At 33.2% G+C, this 23,522-nt stretch carries 21 protein-coding genes and 2 tRNA genes; 15 read left to right on the top strand and 8 right to left on the bottom strand.

What is annotated here, in order from left to right:
* The first annotated feature begins 150 nt into the window (after positions 1-150).
* The 12 genes from sbcB to H3U96_RS00930 all read left to right on the top strand — a co-directional run bounded on the left by sbcB (position 151) and on the right by H3U96_RS00930 (position 9,724).
* The gene (gene sbcB / locus H3U96_RS00985) at positions 151-1,584 is read left to right on the top strand and encodes an exodeoxyribonuclease I (protein ID WP_086360685.1); all 1,434 of its coding nucleotides are present in this window, start codon (positions 151-153) and stop codon (positions 1,582-1,584) included.
* A 106-nt stretch (positions 1,585-1,690) separates the two neighbouring features.
* Positions 1,691-2,134, top strand: a complete 444-nt coding sequence (locus tag H3U96_RS00980; protein ID WP_086360684.1) for a CidA/LrgA family protein — start codon at positions 1,691-1,693, stop codon at positions 2,132-2,134.
* Positions 2,131-2,820 (top strand): CidB/LrgB family autolysis modulator, encoded by a 690-nt coding sequence (locus H3U96_RS00975; RefSeq protein ID WP_065578767.1) that lies wholly within the window; start codon positions 2,131-2,133, stop codon positions 2,818-2,820. Before H3U96_RS00980 ends, H3U96_RS00975 begins: the two co-directional genes overlap by 4 nt.
* 1 nt (position 2,821) lies before the next feature.
* Positions 2,822-3,469: a vancomycin high temperature exclusion protein gene (locus H3U96_RS00970; protein WP_086360683.1), complete on the top strand. Its 648-nt coding sequence runs from the start codon at positions 2,822-2,824 to the stop codon at positions 3,467-3,469.
* 313 nt (positions 3,470-3,782) lie between these two features.
* On the top strand, positions 3,783-4,511 hold the full coding sequence (gene artP, locus H3U96_RS00965; protein WP_065578769.1) for an arginine ABC transporter ATP-binding protein ArtP: 729 nt from the start codon (positions 3,783-3,785) through the stop codon (positions 4,509-4,511).
* A gap of 29 nt (positions 4,512-4,540) precedes the next feature.
* Positions 4,541-5,275: a transporter substrate-binding domain-containing protein gene (locus H3U96_RS00960; RefSeq protein ID WP_065612946.1), complete on the top strand. Its 735-nt coding sequence runs from the start codon at positions 4,541-4,543 to the stop codon at positions 5,273-5,275.
* Positions 5,276-5,359: 84 nt separating this feature from the next.
* A complete protein-coding gene (gene artQ / locus H3U96_RS00955; protein ID WP_208595729.1) occupies positions 5,360-6,136 on the top strand; it encodes an arginine ABC transporter permease ArtQ in 777 nt (258 codons plus the stop codon).
* A 9-nt stretch (positions 6,137-6,145) separates the two neighbouring features.
* On the top strand, positions 6,146-6,823 hold the full coding sequence (gene artM, locus H3U96_RS00950) for an arginine ABC transporter permease ArtM (RefSeq protein ID WP_065578772.1): 678 nt from the start codon (positions 6,146-6,148) through the stop codon (positions 6,821-6,823).
* A 1-nt stretch (position 6,824) separates the two neighbouring features.
* Positions 6,825-8,660, top strand: a complete 1,836-nt coding sequence (uvrC, locus tag H3U96_RS00945) for an excinuclease ABC subunit UvrC (protein ID WP_086360694.1) — start codon at positions 6,825-6,827, stop codon at positions 8,658-8,660.
* Positions 8,661-8,767: 107 nt separating this feature from the next.
* Positions 8,768-9,322 (top strand): CDP-diacylglycerol--glycerol-3-phosphate 3-phosphatidyltransferase, encoded by a 555-nt coding sequence (gene pgsA / locus H3U96_RS00940; protein WP_065578773.1) that lies wholly within the window; start codon positions 8,768-8,770, stop codon positions 9,320-9,322.
* 221 nt (positions 9,323-9,543) lie between these two features.
* Positions 9,544-9,631 (top strand) — tRNA-Leu (locus tag H3U96_RS00935).
* A 17-nt stretch (positions 9,632-9,648) separates the two neighbouring features.
* Positions 9,649-9,724 (top strand) — tRNA-Gly (locus H3U96_RS00930).
* A gap of 187 nt (positions 9,725-9,911) precedes the next feature.
* Here H3U96_RS00930 and H3U96_RS00925 read toward each other — a convergent pair.
* Positions 9,912-10,292, bottom strand: a complete 381-nt coding sequence (locus tag H3U96_RS00925; RefSeq protein WP_065580414.1) for a VOC family protein — start codon at positions 10,290-10,292, stop codon at positions 9,912-9,914.
* A gap of 127 nt (positions 10,293-10,419) precedes the next feature.
* Between H3U96_RS00925 and H3U96_RS00920 the strand changes: the two genes are divergently transcribed.
* The gene (locus tag H3U96_RS00920) at positions 10,420-11,394 is read left to right on the top strand and encodes a YafY family protein (protein WP_086360682.1); all 975 of its coding nucleotides are present in this window, start codon (positions 10,420-10,422) and stop codon (positions 11,392-11,394) included.
* A gap of 389 nt (positions 11,395-11,783) precedes the next feature.
* On the opposite strand, the gene H3U96_RS00915 is transcribed toward H3U96_RS00920, so the two are convergent.
* From H3U96_RS00915 to H3U96_RS00895, 5 genes are all read right to left on the bottom strand, one after another.
* Positions 11,784-12,929, bottom strand: coding sequence for a T6SS immunity protein Tli4 family protein (locus H3U96_RS00915; RefSeq protein WP_198195306.1), 1,146 nt, complete (start codon positions 12,927-12,929; stop codon positions 11,784-11,786).
* Positions 12,930-13,052: 123 nt separating this feature from the next.
* Complete coding sequence (locus H3U96_RS00910) at positions 13,053-13,853, bottom strand: PoNe immunity protein domain-containing protein (RefSeq protein WP_086360680.1); 801 nt, start codon at positions 13,851-13,853, stop codon at positions 13,053-13,055.
* A gap of 358 nt (positions 13,854-14,211) precedes the next feature.
* Positions 14,212-15,357 carry a T6SS immunity protein Tli4 family protein gene (locus tag H3U96_RS00905; protein ID WP_065578778.1) on the bottom strand — a complete coding sequence of 382 codons (1,146 nt, stop codon included), beginning with the start codon at positions 15,355-15,357 and terminating at the stop codon, positions 14,212-14,214.
* 123 nt (positions 15,358-15,480) lie between these two features.
* The gene (locus H3U96_RS11365; RefSeq protein ID WP_086360679.1) at positions 15,481-16,281 is read right to left on the bottom strand and encodes a PoNe immunity protein domain-containing protein; all 801 of its coding nucleotides are present in this window, start codon (positions 16,279-16,281) and stop codon (positions 15,481-15,483) included.
* 549 nt (positions 16,282-16,830) lie between these two features.
* A complete protein-coding gene (locus tag H3U96_RS00895) occupies positions 16,831-18,189 on the bottom strand; it encodes an MFS transporter (protein ID WP_086357443.1) in 1,359 nt (452 codons plus the stop codon).
* A gap of 306 nt (positions 18,190-18,495) precedes the next feature.
* On the opposite strand from H3U96_RS00895, the gene H3U96_RS00890 reads away from it, so the two are divergent.
* Together H3U96_RS00890 and H3U96_RS00885 are read left to right on the top strand one after the other, a co-directional pair.
* A complete protein-coding gene (locus H3U96_RS00890) occupies positions 18,496-19,179 on the top strand; it encodes a helix-turn-helix transcriptional regulator (protein WP_081298879.1) in 684 nt (227 codons plus the stop codon).
* Between the two features lie 189 nt (positions 19,180-19,368).
* Entirely contained in the window at positions 19,369-19,836 is a 468-nt protein-coding gene (locus H3U96_RS00885) for a hypothetical protein (protein ID WP_065578782.1), read from the top strand.
* A gap of 163 nt (positions 19,837-19,999) precedes the next feature.
* Here the strand turns inward: H3U96_RS00885 and H3U96_RS00880 are convergent, their stop codons facing one another.
* Positions 20,000-21,757 (bottom strand): ABC transporter ATP-binding protein, encoded by a 1,758-nt coding sequence (locus H3U96_RS00880; RefSeq protein ID WP_198195305.1) that lies wholly within the window; start codon positions 21,755-21,757, stop codon positions 20,000-20,002.
* Entirely contained in the window at positions 21,757-23,508 is a 1,752-nt protein-coding gene (locus H3U96_RS00875; protein WP_198195304.1) for an ABC transporter ATP-binding protein, read from the bottom strand. Before H3U96_RS00875 ends, H3U96_RS00880 begins: the two co-directional genes overlap by 1 nt.
* Positions 23,509-23,522 lie beyond the last annotated feature (14 nt).

Genomic DNA, 23,522 nt, shown 5'->3' with positions numbered 1-23,522 from the left:
TCAGTTTAATTATTACCTTGATTTTTCATTAATGATTAACTATTAAAATTTTTTTATTGTTACATCACTGTATTGTTCATAAATAAAATTAACTAAATAATGATATAATCACTTGAAATTAAAATGAAAACTTAAGAGCAAAATAACGGAATGAAAAACGATCAAATACAGCCTACTTTTTATTTTCATGATTACGAAACTTTTGGCATCAACCCTGCTTTAGATCGTCCGGCACAATTTGCTGGCATTAGAACAGATAGTGATTTTAATATTATTGAAAAACCCTTAGTCATTTATTGTCAAATAGCGCAAGACTATTTACCCAATCCTGAAGCAGTTCTTATCACTGGTATTACACCACAAAAAACAAATCAAAGTGGCTTATGTGAAGCTGAATTCACCAAATTAATCCATCAAGAATTTAACCGACCGAATACTTGTATCTTAGGTTATAACAATATCCGCTTTGATGATGAAGTGACTCGCAATATTTTGTATCGTAATTTTTATGATCCTTACTCTTATAGTTGGCGTAATGGTAATTCACGGTGGGATCTACTTGATGTCGTTAGAGCATGTTATGCATTAAGACCTGAAGGTATTAACTGGCCAACAAATGATGCTGGTTTACCGAGTTTTCGTTTAGAAGATTTAACTAAAGCGAATAATATTACCCACGAGCATGCCCATGATGCAATGTCAGATGTTTATGCTACTATTGCTATGGCAAAACTTATCAAACAAGCCCAACCAAAGTTATTCAATTATTTCTTTACATTACGTAATAAAAACAGAGTTGCTGAGCTTATTGACGTTGTAAATATGACACCTATTGTTCATGTATCAGGAATGTTAGGTAGCCATAGAGGCAATATGTCATTAGTCTGCCCTATTGCATGGCATCCAACGCAAAATAATGCAGTTATAGTCTGTGATCTAGCTGGAGATATTGATTCAATTATTGATTTACCTGTCGAGACTATTCAGGAAAAACTTTACACCAAAACAGTCGATCTTGAGTTAGACGAGCAGCGTATTCCGTTAAAACTGATTCATATAAATAAATGTCCAATTATTGCGCCGTTAAGCACATTATTAGCTGATAACGCAAAACGTTTTAATTTAGATAAACAACAATGTTTAATTAATCAACAAAAACTTCTGCAAAACCAAAATAAATTACAGGATAAAATGCGTGAGCTATTTAGTATCAATAATGATTATCCAGTTAACAGTGATGTTGATGCGCAAATTTATAGTGGATTTTTAAATGGTCAAGACCTATTACGTTGTGAAACTATAAGAACTACGCCAATTCATTTATTAGAAACTTTATCAATCACTTTTGATGATCCACGATTAACCACATTATTCTTTCGCTACAAAGCGAGAAATTATCCGCAAACATTAACCGAACAAGAACAGCTCATTTGGCAAGATCACTGTCGAGATAAACTCAATAGCATTGAGATACAAAATTATTTACAATCACTTGAACAACTTGCAGAAATTTATATACAGAAACCGGAAAAACTTACTTTATTAAAACAGCTTTACCAATATTGTCATTATTTAGTTGGATAATTAAATAACAGGGGCGTATTATATATTTCTAATTTTAGCTCTCCGCCCTTTCTAAACGACGGGCATACCGTCAATATTTAATTTTAAGACAATTAGTGTATAAACCATGAAACATTTTTTAGCCAAACATGCAACAATTAAGCATCGACTTTATTCTTTATATTACACACTATTTAGTTATGGTCGTGGATTAATTATTTTAACCCTATGTTTATGGGCCGGTAACATTGTTTCGGCAATCTTACCAATCATGATCCCTGGTAGTATTATTGGTCTATTAATCTTGTTTTTTTTATTAGCTTTTCAACTTATACCAACGCGTTGGATCAAAAACAGTTGTAACCTCTTTATGCGCTATATGACTGTGCTATTTATTCCTGCAGCAATGGGAATCATGGATAATTATTCACTGCTTTTAGCTAATTGGCTGCCGATTATCTTTGCCTGTGTTGGCGGTTCAATCATTGTCTTATTCTTAACGGCATATCTTACTGAACATTTGCATAGAACAACAACAGAAGCGTCTGAAGATAAGGAGAAACAATCATGATATGGATGCTACCATTAACTGTTTTAGTTTTTCTAATTATTCGTAAAATTTCCTTTAAAATCAAAAATCCATTATTTAATCCACTAGTGATTTCGGTGATTGTTTTAATTCCAATATTATTAATCACACAAACTAGTTATATTGAATATGTAAAAAATGTTAAAATTATTAATGATTTACTTCCATACTCGGTTGTTGCTTTAGCCTATCCTTTATATGAATTAATCCCACAAATCAAAGCCCGTTGGAAATCCATCATGATAATCACCTTTACAGCTTCAATTGCTTCTATGGTGACGGGAGTATGTATTGCATTCTGGTTAGGAGGTAGTGATGAAATTGCCGCCTCGGTACTACCTAAATCAGTTACTACTGCCATAGCGGTAACTATCGCAGAAAATCAAGGTGGTGTTCCATCTATTGCCGCATTATGTGTAATACTAGTCGGAACTTTAGGTGGAATTTTTGCTCATCAATTATTAAATTGGGCTAAAATAAAAACAGCTTCCGCCAGAGGTTTATCAATCGGTGCTGTATCACATGCTGTTGGTACTGCACGCTGTATTGAAGTAGATTATAATGAAGGAGCTTACAGCTCTTTATCACTAGTACTATGTGGTATTATGACTTCATTGACAGCACCATTTTTATTTCCAATAATGGTTTTTATTTTTGATTGGTTTTAGCATGATATTAAAAAAATTTATTGCTTATTTAATTACCTTTCTACTGTTTTTAATAGCGGTAATAATTAGTCTCGACTATTGGATAAGCTATAAAACAGCACCTTACATTTATCATGATGAAAATAAGCTCCCCTATCGAACAATTGGTGTAGTATTAGGTACATCTAAATATGTAAAAGGTGGTGGAATTAACGGTTTTTATCGCAATCGTATCGATGGCGCTATTGATCTATATTGGCAAGGAAAAGTCGATTATCTATTAGTAAGTGGTGATAATGCGCATTTAAATTATAATGAGCCAATCACGATGCAAAAGGATCTGATTAAAGCAGGTATCCCTAAAGAATCGATTGTATTAGATTATGCTGGTTTTAGAACCTTCGATTCAGTTGTTCGGGCTAATAAAGTTTTCAATGCTGATGATTTTACTATTATTACGCAAGAGTTCCATTGCGAACGAGCGATTTTTATTGCCCTTGCGCAAGATATTCAAGCACAGTGTTTTGCCGTTCCAGCACCCAAAAGTATGAAGTTAGTTCGCATAAGAGAGATGCTAGCTCGTGTTAGTGCTTTTATTGATTTATATATAATGAATCAAAAACCTAAATATCTTGGACCTATCATCCCTATCATAAATAATGATGAATAAATTAAGCTAAAATCTGTAAAAATTTTGAGGAAAGGGGTTTTTTAAGCTCTTAATACATACAAATTCGTTAAATTATCAATTAGAATTACATTTATATATTTCTTTTCTATCAATAAAAATATCAGTATAGTAAATATTTTTAATTACATCTAATTGATTTAATATAATATTATCCAATAATAAAAATTGAAAATTATATTTTTTTGCTTAAAAATTAACTCATAAAGTATTTGTCTAATATTTTAGATTGCATTTTTATGCAAAAAAAAGTAATATTTAGTCAAATAAAATTTGAACAATTTATCTAATACTAATGAATATTGAATTAAGCCATATTAACTGTTTTTATGGTACACATCAGGCATTGAACGATGTTTCTTTATGTTACCCTTTAGGTGAAACAATTGTTTTACTTGGTCAGAGCGGTGCAGGCAAAAGTTCTTTGTTGAAAGTTTTTAATTTACTTGAAATTCCTACATCAGGTGAAATGACCATTGCTGATTCGCATTTCGATTTTTCGCAAAAAATAAGTGAATCAACAATTCGAACATTACGTAAAAATGTCGGTATGGTTTTTCAAAATTACAACCTATGGCCACATTTGACCGTTTTGGAAAATTTGATTGAAGCGCCATGCCAAGTATTAAAATTATCAAAACAAGAAGCTAGTGATAAAGCTATGTCAATCTTAGCTCGTCTACAAATTGATGAAATGGCGCATCGCTACCCTCTCCATCTTTCTGGAGGCCAACAGCAACGAGTTGCTATTGCTAGAGCATTAATGATGGAGCCGAAAATTTTGTTATTTGATGAACCAACAGCGGCATTAGATCCAGCAATTACATCACAAATTGCTGAGATTATTAATGAACTGTCACAAACCGGAATTACACAAATTATTGTTACTCATGAAGTCGATTTTGCACGTAAAGTTGCTTCACAAGTGATTTACATGGAACAAGGTAAGATTATTGAACAGGGACAACTTGAGTGTTTTGCTCATCCAAAAACCGAAGAGTTTAAAGCTTACTTATCACATTAACATTAATTAAAACCAGATTGGGTGGAAATATGAAAAAAACATTACTAGCTATTTTACTTGCAGGCTCTGCTTTTGCAGCTCAAGCAGCAGAAACATTAACTATTGGTACCGAAGCAACTTATGCGCCTTTCGAATTTACTAATGATAAAAATGAAATTGTTGGTTTCGATATTGACGTTATGAATAAGCTTTGTGAAGAAATGAAAGTATCTTGCAAAATTGTTAATCAATCATTTGATGGTTTAATTCCTAGCCTTAAAACTCGTCGAATTGATGCGGCAATTGCTGGTATTGATGTTACTCCAGAGCGTCAAAAACAAGTTGCGTTCACTAAAATCTACTATGATGACAGCTCAATTCAATTTATTACTTTGAAAGACTCATTAACCAGTCTTGATCAATTGAAAGGTAAAAAAGTTGGTATTCAAAAAGGTACAACGTATTCAAAATACTTAAATGAAAAGTACCCTGATGTTAAAGCAGTAAGTTATGACAGCTATCAATTCGCTTTTCTAGATTTAAAAGCAAAACGTATTGATGCCATTGTTTCAAGCTCATTTGTTGCTGGAGAATGGTTAGGTAAGGATGCTGAGATTGTTGCTTTGGGTGACAAAATTACCGATCATGAATTCTTTGGTGAAGGTTTAGGTATCGCTTTACGTCAAGGAAATGATCAATTACTTGAACAATTCAACCAAGCAATTGATAAATTAAAAGCAAATGGTGAATTAGATATTATTTATAAAAAATGGTTTAGTAAATAATCTTATTTACTAAAATCTGTACGTTGAGATCTCGCCGCATACTCTGCGGCGAGTTTATTTTTTTAATTTAATTACGGTTTTTTTATGTCAGACTTTTTTGCACACGGTATCGACTGGTTACTCTCTTCTATGGATGGGTATATTTTGCCGCTAACTAAAGCAACCGCAATAACGTTATCATTAGCATTTGTATCGTTAATTGTCGGCATGTTTTTTGCGTTCATTTTTACTATTTTAGAATCAGTACCCTTCAAACCCGTTGCATGGTTAATGTCACTATTTAATTTAACTATTCGAGCGTTACCCGAATTATTAATTGTGGTGGCAATCTATACCGGTTTACCGCTGTTATTGATGGCATTAGATGATGGTTTTACCATTCCACTTGGTTTTACAACATTTACCGTAAAAATGAATATTGAAAATACTCAACCAGATCCATTTTTATGCGGTGTTTTTGCTTTATCCTTACTTTATGCCGTTTATGCATCTCAAACCTTACGTGGAGCATTTAAAGCGATACCAAGTGGACAAAAACAAGCAGCTCAAGTATTGGGACTTAGTAAATCCCGTACTTTTTTCCGCATAATAATGCCGCAAATGTGGCGCCATGCATTACCTGGTTTGAGTAATCAATGGTTAATTTTATTAAAAGATACCGCCCTTGTATCTGCAATAGCGATTGATGATTTAATGATGCAAACCAAAACAATTGTCGCAAGAACCAACCAACCTTTCTTATGGTATTTTATTGCTATGCTTGTTTATCTAGTAATATCAGTTTTAAGTCAACGCGTTATTGCTCATATTGAAAAACGCTCTACCAAATTTGAACAACCTTCATCAGCTAATAGTCAGTAAGGTCATTTTATGTCTGATAATTTTATTTACTATCTAAAAATCATTCTTCAAGGTCTACCTGATACTTTAAGTTTAAGTATCGCTGGCATATTATCAGCTGGTTTTTTAGCTATCGTTTTTTCTTGCCTTTTATCTTTAAATTCAAAGTTTTTAACTAAAACGATACGTGGTTATATTGTTATTTTTACTGGTTCACCTTTATTGGTACAACTTTTTTTAATCTATTATGGACCTTCACAATTTGGCGAAATTTTAAGTAAAGTACCCGCTTTTTATGAATTTATTTCATCGCCATGGTTTTGCGCTTATTTAGCATTAACGCTTAATAGTGCAGCTTACACTACTCAAATTTTCTATGGTGCTTTAAAAGCTGTTCCACAAGGACAATGGCAAGCATGTAGTGCATTAGGCATGAATAAAAGACAAACACTCAAAATTGTAATGCCATATGCATTAAAACGTGCACTGTCTACTTACTCTAATGAAGTTGTCTTCGTGGTTAAGGGAACCGCACTAGCATCAATGATTCCTGTTATGGATCTCATGGGATATAGTAATACACTAAATGGTGAATACTATGATTTCTCAATTTTTGTTGTTGCTGGGCTCATCTACCTCTTGATAAATGGTATTTTAAGCACCATTATGAGGATAATAGAGAAAAGAGCCCTCACCTTTGAAAATTAATATGAGCCAATTTGATTCTGTATCTTTCTTAAAAACTGTCCCACATAAACCAGGTATCTATCAAATGTTTAATGATAAAGATACCATCATTTATGTGGGAAAAGCGAAAGACCTCAATAATCGTTTAAAAAGTTACTTTAATAGTAGTAAAAAAACCATCAAAACCGATCGATTGGTGAGTCATATTCATCGAGTAGAATTTACCATCACCAATACCGAAACAGAAGCCCTTTTGCTTGAACAAACTTATATCAAAAAATATCAACCACGATATAATGTTTTACTCAAAGATGATAAAAGCTATCCGTTTATTAAATTAAGTAAAGAACGTCACCCACAATTATCTTTATACCGCGGAGCAGTTAATCGTAAAAAAGATGAGTTCTTTGGCCCTTACCCAAGCGGTTATGCAGTTAAACAAATTCTTGCATTATTACAAAAAACCTTTCCGATAAGGCAATGTCTTAATAGTACTTACCGTAATCGAACACGTCCTTGTTTGCAGTATCAAATTAAACGCTGTTTAGGCCCTTGTGTACCGGGTTTAGTCAGCGACGAAGATTATAACGAACAAGTGAATTATGTTAGGTTATTTTTATCTGGACAGTCAGATGAAATCTTAAAAAAAATTACCGCTGATATGTTAAAAGCCAGTAGTGAGCTTAATTTTGAAAAAGCAGCAGCGTTGCGTGATCAGTTACAAGCAATCAAACACATTAATGAAAAACAAGCTATCTACAATAATAATGATAATTTGGATGTAATCGGTTTTCACTATGAACTTGGCTTAGCTTGTATTTATGTGCTTTTTATCCGTAATGGTCAAACATTTGGTCATCGTTCTTATTTTCCTAAAGTTCCGTCTAATACTGAACTTGAAGAAGTTATCGAGACATTTTTAGGGCAATTTTATCTACAAGGTAATCAAAATAGGAATATCCCAAAGAAAATTCTTCTGAATTTTTCGTTGTCCGATAAACAAGCAATGGAAAAAACGTTATCTATTGTTGCTGAACATCAGGTTAAATTAGTTGATGAACCGAAAGGTGATAATCTTAAATTATTAAATATTGCGACCGTTAATGCTCAAACGGAAGTTAAAAATAAACTATTAGAAAACTCAACTATTAAACAAAGATACGATGCTTTAAAAGCCTTTTTGGGGATTGAGAAAATCAATAGAATGGAATGTTTTGATATCAGCCATTTTATGGGCAAAAATACTATCGCCTCTTGTGTTGTATTTGATGATAAAGGACCGGTTAAATCAGAATTCCGTCGTTATAATATTACTGGTATCACACCTGGTGATGACTATGCAGCAATGGAACAGGTATTGACTCGTCGTTATAGTAAAAAAGATCTTCCTGAAGACAAAATCCCTGATATTATCTTTATTGATGGTGGAAAAGGACAACTTAATCAAGCTTTACAAGTATTTGAGAAGTTACAAGTAAACTGGGATAAACATCATCCTATTTTAATCGGGGTGGCTAAAGGTGCTGAGCGTAAAGAAGGTTTAGAAACACTCTTCTTTGAAGCTCATGGCAAAGGTTATTATTTAGATGATCATTCCCCTGCTCTATTATTAATTCAACAAATCCGTAACGCATCACATGACCATGCGATTGTAGGTCAGCGTAAAAAAGGTGTTAAACAATTAACTGATAGTGCGTTAGAGCATATAGAAGGCGTTGGCGGAAAAAGACGCCAAGCATTATTAAAACATTTTGGCGGGCTTAGAGAGCTAAAAAATGCTAGTATAGATGAAATAGCCCAAGTACAAGGCATCTCCAAATCGTTAGCTGAAAAAATTTATCTAAATTTACAGCAATAACACATTGAAAAATTAACGTTTTTCAGGCAACATAATCAGTAAGAAAACACTGTTTTTTTAATTATCACTAACCAATTGATTAATAAAACAAAATGAGCTAATGTCACATGAAAATCAACTTACCTACATTCTTAACATTATTTCGAGTAATACTTATTCCTTTTTTTGTGTTGGCATTCTATTTATTTCCTCATGAATGGTCTGGCTTTTTTTCGGCATTATTATTCTTAATTGCCGCAGTTACAGATGTTTTTGATGGTTACCTCGCACGTCGATTAGGTCAAACCACCAAATTTGGCGCCTTTTTAGATCCTGTCGCCGATAAAATAATGGTGACGATCGCATTGGTACTTATCACTCAGTATTATCAAGCGTGGTGGATTTCTATTCCGGCTATCATCATCGTTTCTCGAGAAATCATTATTTCTGCATTAAGAGAGTGGATGGCTGAAATTGGCAAACGCAATAATGTTGCGGTATCTTCAATTGGCAAAATTAAAACTATTGCCCAAATGACTGCGTTAACTTGGTTACTTTGGCGTCCTTGCGATCTGGTTATATATGCAGGTCTGGCTGCCCTACTTATTGCAACTGTCTTAACTTTATTATCTATGTTGCAATATCTTTGGATCGCGCAAAGTGATTTATTAGACGAAGATTAAACATATTTATGAAATATCGCAGATATTATCTGTGTAATCTCTTAATAATCAAGTTAGCTAAATAATTTGGTAAAAATAGACAAAATAGCCTAATTTAACGACTAATCAGTCAAACATTGAGCAATCAAACGATTAATTTGAAATTTTTATTGACTGAAATGATAAGATAGGTAAAATGCACAGCATCCAAAACGCAGTTACCTTTCGAAACTAAGTTTTGAGCCCGGGTGGTGAAATCGGTAGACACAAGGGATTTAAAATCCCTCGGCCTTTTTGGCCGTGCGAGTTCAAGTCTCGCCCCGGGCACCATTTAAAACACTTCTTATGCGGGAATAGCTCAGTTGGTAGAGCGCAACCTTGCCAAGGTTGAGGTCGCGAGTTCGAACCTCGTTTCCCGCTCCAATAGAATTATCCCGTATAGTACGTTAAAGCCCATAAAGTTCGGAGTTTGAAAGTGATTTAACGGTTTTACTTTCCAGTATAGAACAAAGTAATCCAGAGTCATCCAAGATTTTTTCATGAAATGAATTCCTCATAAACAATGGCTGCATAATGAAGCACCCATTATTTCAATTTCTTAAGATATTTTTCATTCAAACTTTGAAGTGTCGGTAGCACACACACGGAGTCGATGACCATCGGGATCATTTCCTACAAATGTGTATCCGAAATCGAGCATTTGAGGTTCAAGTTCAATTTTGACGTTTAGTTCCTTCCATGTCGCATAAATCTCATCAACATCATTTTTTGTTACATCACTAAATGACAACTCAAAACCACCATAATGATTCGGTGCCTTTGGAGTTATTTCATCAGCACCTTGTAGCCCCAAAATAAAATTATCATTCAATAAAAATACAGCGAAACCAGGATAAGTTTCAATAGGTGGGCGCCCTAGTATTTTTGTGTAAAATTCAGTACTAGTATCGACATCTTTGACATAAACAATAACGCTATTAGGTTTAAACATTTTTTGTTTCCTCTTAGTGATAAAAATTAATTTAGTTAATTTTTGTTATCTATATTATGATGTAGCATTGATGACAACTGTATGTCATATTTAAAATTTAATGTAAATTATTTTGTAAACATAAAGCATGAAAATTAATCGTATAATTACTATCATAATGGTATTGCTTCAAAGAGAAAAAATAAGCGGTAAAGAATTAGCAGAAAAATTAAATGTATCATTGCGTACTATTTATCGAGATATACAAGTTATTGAGGGAGCAGGAATACCCATTATTACATATCAAGGAAGTGCGGGCGGAATAAGTATTTTAAAAAATTATAAAGTTAATACAAGTTTATTCACTAAAGAAGATGTCATTGTTTTATTAAAAGGCCTCAACTTGTTATCCTCACCGGTTATAAAAGAAAGTGAAAATTTAAGAACTTTTGAAAAAATTAAGAGTTTTTTATCAGAACAAGAACTTGATGAAGAAGTTACAAATAATTTAAATCAACTAATTGTTGATTTATCACCTTGGTTTTCTAAGCAAAATATTAATAAAAAAATTTCCATTATAAGACTGGCACTTAATGAGCAACTACTTTTATCGTTTAATTATTTGGGGGTTAAAAATAAACAAACCTCGCGTTTGATTGAGCCATATAAACTTATTTTTAAGGAAAAACAATGGTATTTACAAGCTTTTTGCCTAGATAGAAATGATTTTCGTATATTTAAATTGTCAAAAATGTCAAACATTAGAGAAACTAATACTAAATTTATTAGTCAGACTGTTCCTGAAGTATTTTCTTTATTTGAAAAGGATATGAAAAAAAAGATTTTTAAAATAAAATTACTAATAGATGAATCTCTTTTGGATCGCATTTTAGATTTTTGTGACGAAAAAGATATTAAGAAATTAAACGAACAACAATATCTTGTAAATTTTAACTTTATTGATGATGACTACAGTTATGGAATTTTGCTGAGCTTAGGTCATAAATGTATTTGTTTAGAGCCTGAGCATATACGTCACGAAATGGTTGAACGCGCGGAAAAATTATTTAAATCTTATAAAAACGCTGCCAATTCATTTATGTCAAATTATTCTATCAAATGACTTGTCAATGAATAGCCTCATACCATTAAATGATAAGGCAAGGTCTAGTAAATAAGTTGTTATTGTAATTTGAGTCCGTGGAAGTCCATAACAATCCATAAAGTACCACAAAAAACTATTCAAAAAATTAGTCCTGAAGGTTAGCGAAAGCAATATTAGTGTCTGGATAAATTTTTTATATACAATAGGTTATGAAACTGGATTCGAACCTCGTTTCCCGCTCCAATGCATAATTTATAAAACTGTACTAAATATATATCTTAATATTTTTTATTTATATATGTCTGTTAGCACAGCAAAGGAAGTGAATATATCATTTCTTGAACCACATAAACAAGTTTTACAAGAAAGCGCCTTAATAAATTAAGGCTATTCTCCAAATAATACGATTACTCTGATTCAAAAGCACTCTTGCGTATCCGAATAGTGTTAGTGATTTCACGCCAAATGACCATCAATTGCTCTTCAGTATATCCTTGTGTTTTGTCTTCGGGAACTCTATAGGTCATTTCTATGCGTAATCTTGGCGTTTTATAGGTTGGATCTGTAATATGAATACCTAAAGTAAATATATAATCTGTATAATTATTATTAACGACTTGGGGCTCTTCAAAATACTTACCTTTGACAACCCACTCTTCCAATTTCAAACCATGGCTTTCACGGGTTCCTTTATAGATGGTATGTCCGCTACCTTGTGTAAAATAAGCTTCGGGTTTATCAAGTAATGCATAGTCATCGGCAAAATCATTAAATTCAAAATAGAATGAAAAATAGTCATTACTATTATCGTGCCGATAACCATAATTCATATCTTTCCATTCGCGATCCTCCCCCTGCATAAAACTGTTAAACATACAAAAACCTGGCGTGGTTGGGATAGTCAAATCATCGCGCGGCTTAATCCGGTCAAAAAGTTTACGTAGCTCAATTAATTTTTGAGAGACATTATTCGCATAAGATTCTGGATCTTTTATCCTATCTTTAGCATATAACTCCCCTGAGCCATTACGTGCTTTCATCTCAATTTGTAAGGTCACGTCATCTTGCCAACGATAACCTTCTAAAACTCTAAGTACATCACGCATTCCTGGTTTTACCATTCGTTCAAAAATAATACCTTGCATTTTATCTGGATTATTTGTCTGTACTTTATATACCTGTTTTAAATATTTGCCATAGATTTGGTCAAGAGGCTTAGTATTTTCAAGATCCTGCTTGCGCAGGGCAATCATCTGTTTAAATGGTGCTAAATACTGCTGTTTGGTAGTAATGGTAATATCACCACTACTTTTGTAATAAAAGATCCCCTCTTTATAAGCTTTAAATTCAACGGGCAGTTCGATTAAATAAGTACCAATACAGCGTGTGGAGGAGTTTGAAATTAACGAAGTCACCGACGGCTGCTCTTTTGATGGTAATGTAATCCTTCGAATATCCTTGTTAAATGCCTGACAACTACTCAATACGGTCAATGCCAAAACTCCAACCATCAAACCGCCATGATATTTATTCAATTTAGAAAACCTAATCATTCAGAATTACCTCCTGCATCAAAAAAATTTCTGTCCAACACCAGTACCATGATACTTATACCGTTTCATAGTCTGATGGGCTTAGGTGGTTTTATATCCATTTAGGTTATGTGCTTCAATCGTTTATGAAGATTGCTGACGAGCATATTCAATCATGTCTTTTGGGTAATACATAAAACGATGTAATGTACTATCATCAATATTTTTTAAATATGCAACGGCTGCTGCTTCAAAACACCAGTAGCCATAAAAACAACAACATTCTCGTGAATCACCTTGTTGAATTAAATGGCTATCAATATAAACATAGCCTGTTTTACGTAGACCATCGTACCAACGGCGTAAATATTCATCTAAGAATTTTAAAGTATCTTTAGGTTTTTCTGCATGAATCGCTTTATAAAGGGGATTACGAAAGCTGAGTGATCGTGGTGTTTTTTCTTCGGTAATCGGATAGTTAGGAATTTTCATAGCAATCAAACTATCTAATGCTTTTTCTCGATTTTCATAATCTAAATCGACCGCTTTAACAATCGTTTCCAACCAGTCTTGCCGTCCAAATAAAATACATAAACCTAATAAATTTGATAACATTTCTGCTTCAAGGTACTCGGTTAAAATTGTAATGTCTTCCCTTTCACCAGGATGATCGTGATTATATCGCTCAATACAATCAATTGAATTTTCAGTATAATTTATTACTTTCTCCATCGTCGGCAATAAATCAGTAATCGGTTTACCTACTGTATAATCAAGACATAATTGCTGATAATAGAGATCTATCAATGATGCAAGTAAAGGATCTTCAGTAGCTTGTGCCTTTTTTTTAAATTCGTTTATCTCCCATTCAAATCTTTCTTGAACAAATGGATAAAAATCTTCATCCAATAATTTTTGGCGGCGTTTCTGTTCAAATTCTGACATATTTATTCCATTTCCTTGACTTATTTTTATTTATCGGTTTATTTTTACTATTTTGATTTTAATTGAAAACTTCATGTGCTGTAAAGTTTAGTTCGGTTGATGGCTCTATAACCCATAAATTGATAAGTTTTGATGTTTAATAATGACATTTTAAGCACAGCCAAGAATTACATTGACCATCTTTTCCCACTCCAATTCATAATGTATAAAGCTGTACTAAATATACACCTTAATTTTTTTATTAATATATGTTCGTTAGCACAGCAAAGGAAGTGAATATATCATTATCTTGATCCACGCAAACTAATTCTACCAGAAAACGCCTTAATAAATTCAGACTATCCCCAAAATAACACGATTAGTCCGATTCAAAAGCACTCTCGCGTATTCGAATAGTGTTGGTGATTTCACGCCAAATGATCATCAATTGCTCTTCAGTATATCCTTGTGTTTTGTCTTCAGGAATTCTATAGGTCATTTCTATGCGTAATCGTGGCGTTTTATAGGTTGGATCGGTAATATGAATACCTAAAGTAAATATATAGTCTGTATAATTATTATTAACGCCTTGGGGCTCTTCAAAATACTTACCTTTGACAACCCACTCTTCCAATTTCAAACCATGGCTTTCACGGGTTCCTTTATAGATGGTATGTCCGCTACCTTGTGTAAAATAAGCTTCGGGTTTATCAAGTAATGCATAGTCATCGGCAAAATCATTAAATTCAAAATAGAATGAAAAATAGTCATTACTATTATCGTGCCGATAACCATAATTCATATCTTTCCATTCGCGATCCTCCCCCTGCATAAAACTGTTAAACATACAAAAACCTGGCGTGGTTGGGATAGTCAAATCATCGCGCGGCTTAATCCGGTCAAAAAGTTTACGTAGCTCAATTAGTTTTTGAGAGGCATTATTCGCATAAGATTCTGGATCTTTTATCCTATCTTTAGCATATAATTCCCCAGAGCCATTACGTGCTTTCATCTCAATTTGTAAAGTCACGTCATCTTGCCAACGATAACCTTCTAAAACTCTAAGAACATCATTCAGATCTGGATCTATCATTCGTTCAAAAATAATACCTTGCATTTTATCTGGATTATTTGTCTGTACTTTAAATACCTGTTTTAGATATTTGCCATAGATTTGGTCAAGAGGCTTAGTATTTTCAAGATCCTGCTTGCGCTGGGCAATCATCTGTTTAAACGGTGGTAAATACTGCTGTTTGGTAGTAATGGTAATATCACCACTACTTTTGTAATAAAAGATCCCCTCTTTATAAGCTTTAAATTCAACGGGCAGTTCGATTAAATAAGTACCAATACAGCGTGTGGAGGAGTTTGAAATTAACGAAGTCACCGACGGCTGCTCTTTTGATGGTAATGTAATCCTTCGAATATCCTTGTTAAATGCCTGACAACTACTCAATACGGTCAATGCCAAAACTCCAACCATCAAACCGCCATGAAGTGTATTTAGTTTAGAAAAGCTAATCATTTAGAATTACCTCCTGCATCAAAAAAATTTCTGTCCAACATCAGTACCATGATACGTATCCAGTTTCATAGTCTGATGGGCTTAGGTAGTCTTATATCCGTTTAGACTATACGTTTTAATCGCTCATGAAGATTGCTGCCGTGCATATTCAACCATATCTTTTGGATAATACATAAAACGATGTAATGTACTATCATCAATATTTTTTAAATATGCAACGGCTGCCGCTTCAAAACACCAGTAACCATGAAATGTACAACATTCTCGTGAATCACCTTGTTGTATTAAATGGCTATCAATGTAAACATTACCTGCTTTACGTAATCCATCGTACCAACGGCGTAAATATTCATCTAAGAATTTTAAAGTATCTTTAGGCTTTTCTGCATGAATCGCTTTATAAAGAGGATTACGAAAGCTGAGTGATCGTGGTGTTTTTTCCTCGGTAATCGGATAGTTAGGAATTTTCATAGCAATCAAACTATCTAATGCTTTTTCTCGATTTTCATAATCTAAATCGACCGCTTTAATAATCGTTTCCAACCAGTCTTGCCGTCCAAATAAAATACATAAACCTAATAAATTTGATAATTTTTCAGTCTGAAAGTACTCGGTTAAAATTGTAATGTCAGCCCTATCACCTGGATGAGCGAGATTATATCGTTTAACGTGATCAACTGTATTCTCGGTATAATTTATTATTTTCTCCATCGTTGGTAATAAATCAGTAATCGGTTTACCTGCTGTATAATCAAGGCATAATTGTTGGTAATAAAGATCTATCATTGGTTCCAGATAAGGATCTTCAATAGCTTGTATTGTTTTTTTAAACTCCGTTATCTCCCATTCAAATCTTTCTTGAACAAATGGATAAAAATCTTCATCCAATAATTTTTGTCGACATTTCTGTTCAAATTTTGACACATTTATTTCCTTGTCATATTTTTTATTTATCAGATTGTTTTTAATATCTTTATTCTAGTTGAAAACTTCATGTATAGTAAAGTTTAGTTCTCTTATGATGGTCTAATAACCAACCAATTAATAAATTTTAATGTTGACTAACGACATTCCAAGCACAGCCAAGAATTACATTGACCATCTTTATCATTGTTTATCGTGTTCTTTGATTTATTCATCCCCAAAATTTAAATTTTTCCTCATTCAAATTATAGATAAAAGACCTACATCAAGCTGTTCTGCCATTACCAATTAGATGATGCTACTTAAAATTACTATAATTGTGAATTATTGTTAACACCCATCGAAGTAACAAACAGCACACAAAAAATACCTGCGCCAATAGCAGTAACATGATATTCATCAATCTTTCATACTCTGATGGGCTTAGTTATAGATTGTTCTGCAATAAATGAACAAATAAATACACTTCAAACACTCTTTTATATAATGATTTATACTGAATGTTATCTATTTACATTGTTAGCTACATGATTAAATATGAGATTTTAATTATTTTTTCCTAAACAACGAAAAATATGAATATACCGACATGGTTGAAAGTACAACAAGAGTAATACCCCATAATGTTTGATAGTTAGAAATGTTCTCTAAAGGGGAAATATCTATTTCTAACAACGCTAAAGAACATGCTGCTCCAATAATAATTCCCCCATTTTGAAAAAGCCTTATCAAGCTTCCTATCGTGGATTGTTTATCTTTTTTTTGCTCCATCGCTATCTGAATTAATGAACTTTGAAACAGTCCGCCACCTAATCCGTAGCACATAGCAGCTATAACATAATTAAAGACTGAAATATTAAAACTAACCAAGAAAAGCAAGGCAAAAGCAGATAACATAAGCGGTAAAGCATAAATTAGTATAATTTTTTTATAATTTGGATTTATTACTTTTTTGACAAACACACTTAAAATAACGCCAATGGGTGAAGCAGTACAAATTAATCCTATTTCGTCAATAGGATAGCTAGTTTCTCTAGTAAGTATGATAGGTGATGCTAAAAAAATAATGCCCGCGGTCAGTCCAAAAATCAAACTGCCAATTGAAATGTATCTAATTGACGAAATTGATAATAATTTGACAGGGAAAAAAGGATTGGAGTGTTTTGATTCAATCTTCCAAAAAAATAAAAATATGATCAAAGTAGAAAAACCGATGAAGCTTGTTTCAACCGACGATAGGTTTATATTATTAGAATAAATGAGAGAAACACAACCGACTAACATTATGAAAAATAGTATCATTCCTTTTAAATCAAAAGTCTCTTCATTTAGTAAGATTACTGATTTATTTATTCTCAAACAAAAAAAACAACCCACAATACACAAGGGAACATTAATTAGAAACAAGAATTGCCACCCCCATAATTTTAAAATAATACCTCCAAAAGAAGGTCCTAAAATTGGTCCTAAACTTATCGCCAACATTATGAAAGAATTTAATTTTATTTTTTGTTTGCTTGATTGTAAACCAGCCAATCCCAGACAATTTGCCTGCAATAATGCGGCACCTATTCCTTGTCCACATCTAGATAAAATAAGCTGATTAGCAGAATCTGAAAATCCAACAATCATTGAGGTTAGACCAAAAAGCAAGAAGCCTACTATTAACGCTATTTTTTGCCCTAAAAAGTCACCAAGCCAACCGCTAGGAACTAGAAAAATAATTAGCAATAATAAATATAAAGTAATTGATAATCCGATATATTCTAAAGAAACATCAAAATCGACTGAAAAGGAATTTAACGCTAAGTTTATAATACCAGTATCTAATGTTGATAAGAATAATCCTAAAAAACATATAATATAAATAGAATACATTGGTTTAGTACTATTAACTGCTTGAGTCATTTAAAGGTCCCACCTTACTAAAATTTCGCTTTTAACTGACTACCTACAGAAAAAAGTGAATGCAAAAGTAACCAACCATTAAGATAGAAGTTGCAAAAATGAAATATTTTTTTTCATAGAGTTTCATGTACTTTCTTTTTGTGTTGGTGAAAATATCCAATTAGCTTATTTACTTTTTATAAATTATGTTTAAAAAGAAATTTAAACAAAATAGCAAAAAAGCTTATATTAATATGCTTTGCTTAGTTGGTTGCCAATTGAATAATAACTAAAAATGCCATTGACTTTTTTTGGAGATTCTAAAAAGTGAGTAAATTATATTGTGAGGATTTAATACGATTTTCGGATGCAATGTCTGACGTCAGTAGAATTATGATTATTACGGAATTAATGAATGGTAGAGCGCTTTCAGCCTCATGGTTAGCAAATCGACTGAATTTATCACCACAAGCTACTCGTTTTCATTTAAAAAAATTAGAAGATGTTGCACTTATCCATCACAGGACATGTGGTAAACACCGCTACTATGAAATAAAAAATCAAGATACAGCAACGTTTATAGAATCAACGTTTAACATTATTCCGCCAAATGATTGCTTATTTTTATCTAATTCTAAAACTAAAGAAAAATTTAAAGAGGCAAGAACATGTTATAAACATTTAGCTGGCTCATGGTCTGTAGCACTTACCCAATCATTTATTAATAATGAATTTATTGTTATACAAGACAATTTTTTTGTGGTTACTGAAAAATGTAAAATCTTTTTTAATGAACATAAGTTATTATTTAACACATCTAACACAGCTTGTGTTGGCAAGCGCTGTATAGATTTTACAGAACATCGGGATCATATTGGTGGCACCTTAGGGACTTTAATACTGCAATCAATGCTACAACAAGGATGGTTTAAACAAGAAGATAATAAACGTGAATTAACAATTACCTCAAAAGGAAGAAAAAATTTAAATATGTTATTAATTGATAAATAGAGATTTACAATAAAAATTAACTTTTTGATGATAGACTAATTATATATGTTTAGCATGATGTCAATTCTGGATTAACTGATTCTAAGCAATTTTTAGCTCAAATAAGGGCTTAAGCAGATCATGCTTTAATTGAAAATGATTGCTATCATATCCAGATAAATCAACAATTAGAAGGGGGCTTTAATTATTATGAAAAAAACATTATTTATATTTTTCTGCTTAATATTTTTTTCTTTCCACGCGGCTTTAGCAGGACAAAATAATTTAATACTATTCGAGAAAAAAACAAAAATTATTTTTGACAAAGATATAGTTATATTAGTCACTCCCAGTGAAAATACAATTAATAAGTTAAAAACTAATATGGGTGATGATTTCTATGTTATAGCCGATGACGCTAATTATTACTTCTTCTTAGTTTATAATTACCTTAAATCTATTAATAAACCATATTTAATAAAGAACGATGAAGCTATTTTTTATTTTCAAAAAAATGGCGTACTACACAAAATACAAAATAATAATTCCCATCTCCATTGGTGGGCATTGTTATATAAACATAACGAAGGAAAATACAAAATTGTATCTTTCATCGATTTTGAAGATGAATATAAAAAATTCATATCAGATGGAGATACTTATTCAAAAAATGAATGAATTCAATGAAGAGAGTATGTACAATATGATTGTTGTACTTACTGACCATGCCCCAACATGCTCCCCATAACAACTTACCGGTTATGTACCGTTTTATGAGCTCCAGACTGTTTACACTTCGTAACTCGCTATGGGTAACAGCACATTAATGCAACAGATGAGTTTAATTTTGCTGAAGATGCCAAAACTCTTTATAAATTCCATCTTGTTGCAATAACTGCTGGTGAGTACCACTTTCCACAATTTCGCCTTTATCAATTACTACAATTTGCTCAGCACCGATGATAGTAGAAAGTCGATGAGCGATAACTAATACTGTTTTCCCTTGCACTAGCTTATTAATCACCTTTTGCACTGCCAGTTCATTCTCAGTATCGAGAGCGGCAGTTGGCTCATCGAGGATAAGAATAGGTGCATTTTTCAAAATGGCTCTGGCAATAGAGATACGCTGCCTCTCCCCACCAGAGAGACTTTTGCCAATATCATTGAGTTGTGTTTGATAACCGTCGCGGAAATTCTGGATAAATTCGTGGCAATTTGCTTGTTTACAAACTTCGATGACTTCCTCGTCACTAGCGGATAATTTTGCCATTCTAATGTTATTAATAATGGTGTCTTGAAACAAATAGACATCCTGAAATACTACAGAGACTAGACTCATTAACTGACTTTGAGACATATCTCGAATATCAATACCACCGATTTTAATACTTCCTGATTTTACATCAGCAAACCGAAGAATAAGCTTGGTTATTGTAGTCTTACCGCAACCACTGGCACCGACCAAAGCGGTTAATGCTTTTTCTGGGATCTGAAGGGATATATCCTTAAGAACATATTTGTCTTGCCCTCGGTACGAAAAGTTAACTCGTTCAAATTCAATATTATAGTGCTCAGGCATAATCTCTGCTTTTTTTTCAGGTAATGATGGAGCATTCAACAGTTCCTGCAATTTTTCATACCCTATAACCAATGATTCAAGCATCGATGACATTTGTACAAAATAGTTTAATACATCCGTGGAACGAGCAACGATTAATAACACGCTGGCTAGTAAGAGATAGGAAATGGTCGCAGCATTCACCAAATACGCACCTAACGAGATGATAAGGATCAAACCAACTTGAATTACAATGGTGATAATTAAGTTAGGTTTTTCGCCTTTTTTCGTGCCAATACGCAGTATATTTGCCACATCTGTTGTTACCTTAATAAATTCTGTCATCTTCTCTTCGGTTTGGCCTGTGGATTTCAATACATCAAGTCCTTGTACAAACTCAACAGCTTCCCCTTTTAATTTGGCATTGGCCTCTGCCAGAATGCTAAAACCTCTGCGATAGGCCTTCCTACGCCACAGGTAAAGTGGAATTGCCATTGGAAAGACCAAAAGCATCATCAAAGAAAGTTGCCAACTGTAAAAGAACAAGGCGATTGCAGCTGATAGTGGTACAACCACGCCGGTAATAATGATATTGAGTAGCATAAATGTAAATACTGCCGCTTCATTGACACTTTGCATCATAAGGTAATTTATTTCCCCAGATCTAAACTGACTTAAATAATCTAAGGAAATATGTCTTAGCTTGTTACCTAATTTTTCCCTTAGCTCGGTAACTGCCAACGTCGAATAACCATCCGCATCATAGCGTTCACAAAGCACCTTAAAAATAAAACTACCTATCAATAGAACAACGACAATAATTAAATGAGTAACTGTTGCTGTAACACTTTTGGCTTCTAGCGATGCAAATAAGGGATATAGTAAAACCAACGAAACGCCAAATAGACAAGAGGATATCACAGTATAAATCAGACTGCGGATCAATATTTTCTTTTGCTTACCAGCCGCATTGATTAAGCCAATATACGTTTTCAGCAATGATTTTGTTGTGCGTGTGTCTGTATTAATATATTCTTTCATCACTTTTCTCCATCAGCCAAATTATTGACTGGAATCGACCAATCTTTTGCTTTGTTATACTCTTGCCATAATAATTTATAATCACTTGAATTTTCGATTAATTCATTATGTGTTCCATGAGTTTTAATCATCCCTTTATCCAATAATATTATTTGGTCAGCATTGACAATCGTCGATAAGCGGTGGGTTACCATAATGACAGTTTTATTTCTATCAATTAAACGGTTAAAGGCTTTTAACAATAATGCTTCATTTCGGGCATCAGAAAAAGCCGTCGGTTCATCTAAAATAACGATCGGTCGATTTTGTAAAAAAACTCGGGCAATGGTGATTCTCTGTTTTTGACCACCGGATAATAACTGCCCTCTTTCTCCTGCCAGAGTGTTATATTGTTGAGGAAGTGTCAAAATGAAGTCGTGAATTTCAGCTTTTTTGGCGGCTTCAATAACATCTTCATCAGAGATATCGTCTAACCCATAGCGTATGTTATCTGCGATCGAGCATGAGAATAAAAAGTTATCCTGAAAAACAAATGAGATTCTCGACATAAGTTCAGCGTATTCAATCTCTTTTATATTAACTCCACCTAAAGTTATCGTTCCAGAGGTTGCATCAAGAAAGCGTGGAATGAGATTTGTTAGCGTTGTCTTACCAGAACCAGATGTACCAATAAGAGCGGTAAATGAATTTTCAGGAATTTTGATATTGATATTGGATAAAACAGAGTCAGAATTCTGGTAACAAAACCCAACGTTTTTGAAAATTATCTCATTATTATCAGGTAATAGTGGGTTGGAAGGCGTCGCTAAAATTGGTAGATTTTCAACTTCAAATATCCTTTCTATTGCTGCCTTTGACTTTTGTAATATCTGAAATAGACTCATCACTGGATGAACACTTTCTGCAATACCGATCGCCAGCAATAAAAAACAGAACGTCGTGATAAATGAGATTTGGTCATTTAGTTGGGCTAAACTCAATCCAACAACTAATATGATACTCATCGGCATAGCGGAGAAAAGGCTGCGAGCAATTTTTGTAGACAATCGCATAGATTGCAACCAATGAAAGACCACCTGGCTATAGTTTTCCAGTGCTTTTTGATATTGACCGAATGCTCCCTCCCCGGCATCAAATGTTCTTACCGCACTCATTCCCTGAATATATTCAATGATTTTACTGTTGATTTGAATAGTTGCATTATTATAGCTTTCCTTTAAAAGCTTAGCTTTTTTCATGATAAAACTCAGCAGTAGAAAAGTAACTAAAGTGATGGCAAATACAATGCTTGCAAAGACCCAATTAAAGATAAATAAAACCAGCAAGGTAAAAATTGGCGTAACGAATGCCTCGGCTTTTAAGGGCGGAGCATCAGCCACAAAGGCATGTAATTCTTTAATATCATCAATTAATGTTTTGACAAGATTTCCGTTGCCCATGTTTCTAACCGTTTCAATTGGCAATTGATTGATCTTTTTGATAAGCCTAGTTCGTAATATTTTTTCTAGTTCAAATGCCGCATAGTGAGACTTATCGTGAGCATAAGTTCTCAGCGTATAAAAAAGAATACTCAGAACAAGTAGAGAGACAATCGGCAATCCCGGGAAGACGCTAGCATCCAACATCAATTGGTGTAAAACCCAGATCAACGTTAACCAGATACTCAGTTTAAGCACCTGAGCAATTGATGCCAAAAATATTGAATGAGATACTTTATTCTTTACTGGCAGAAATATATCCGTGTGATTCATAATTAAGTGTATCC

Source organism: Gilliamella sp. M0364, from assembly GCF_016100565.1.
Lineage (GTDB): Bacteria > Pseudomonadota > Gammaproteobacteria > Enterobacterales > Orbaceae > Gilliamella > Gilliamella apis.
Note: the sequence above shows the minus strand (reverse complement) of the source record. Positions and strands in the feature narration are given on the sequence as shown.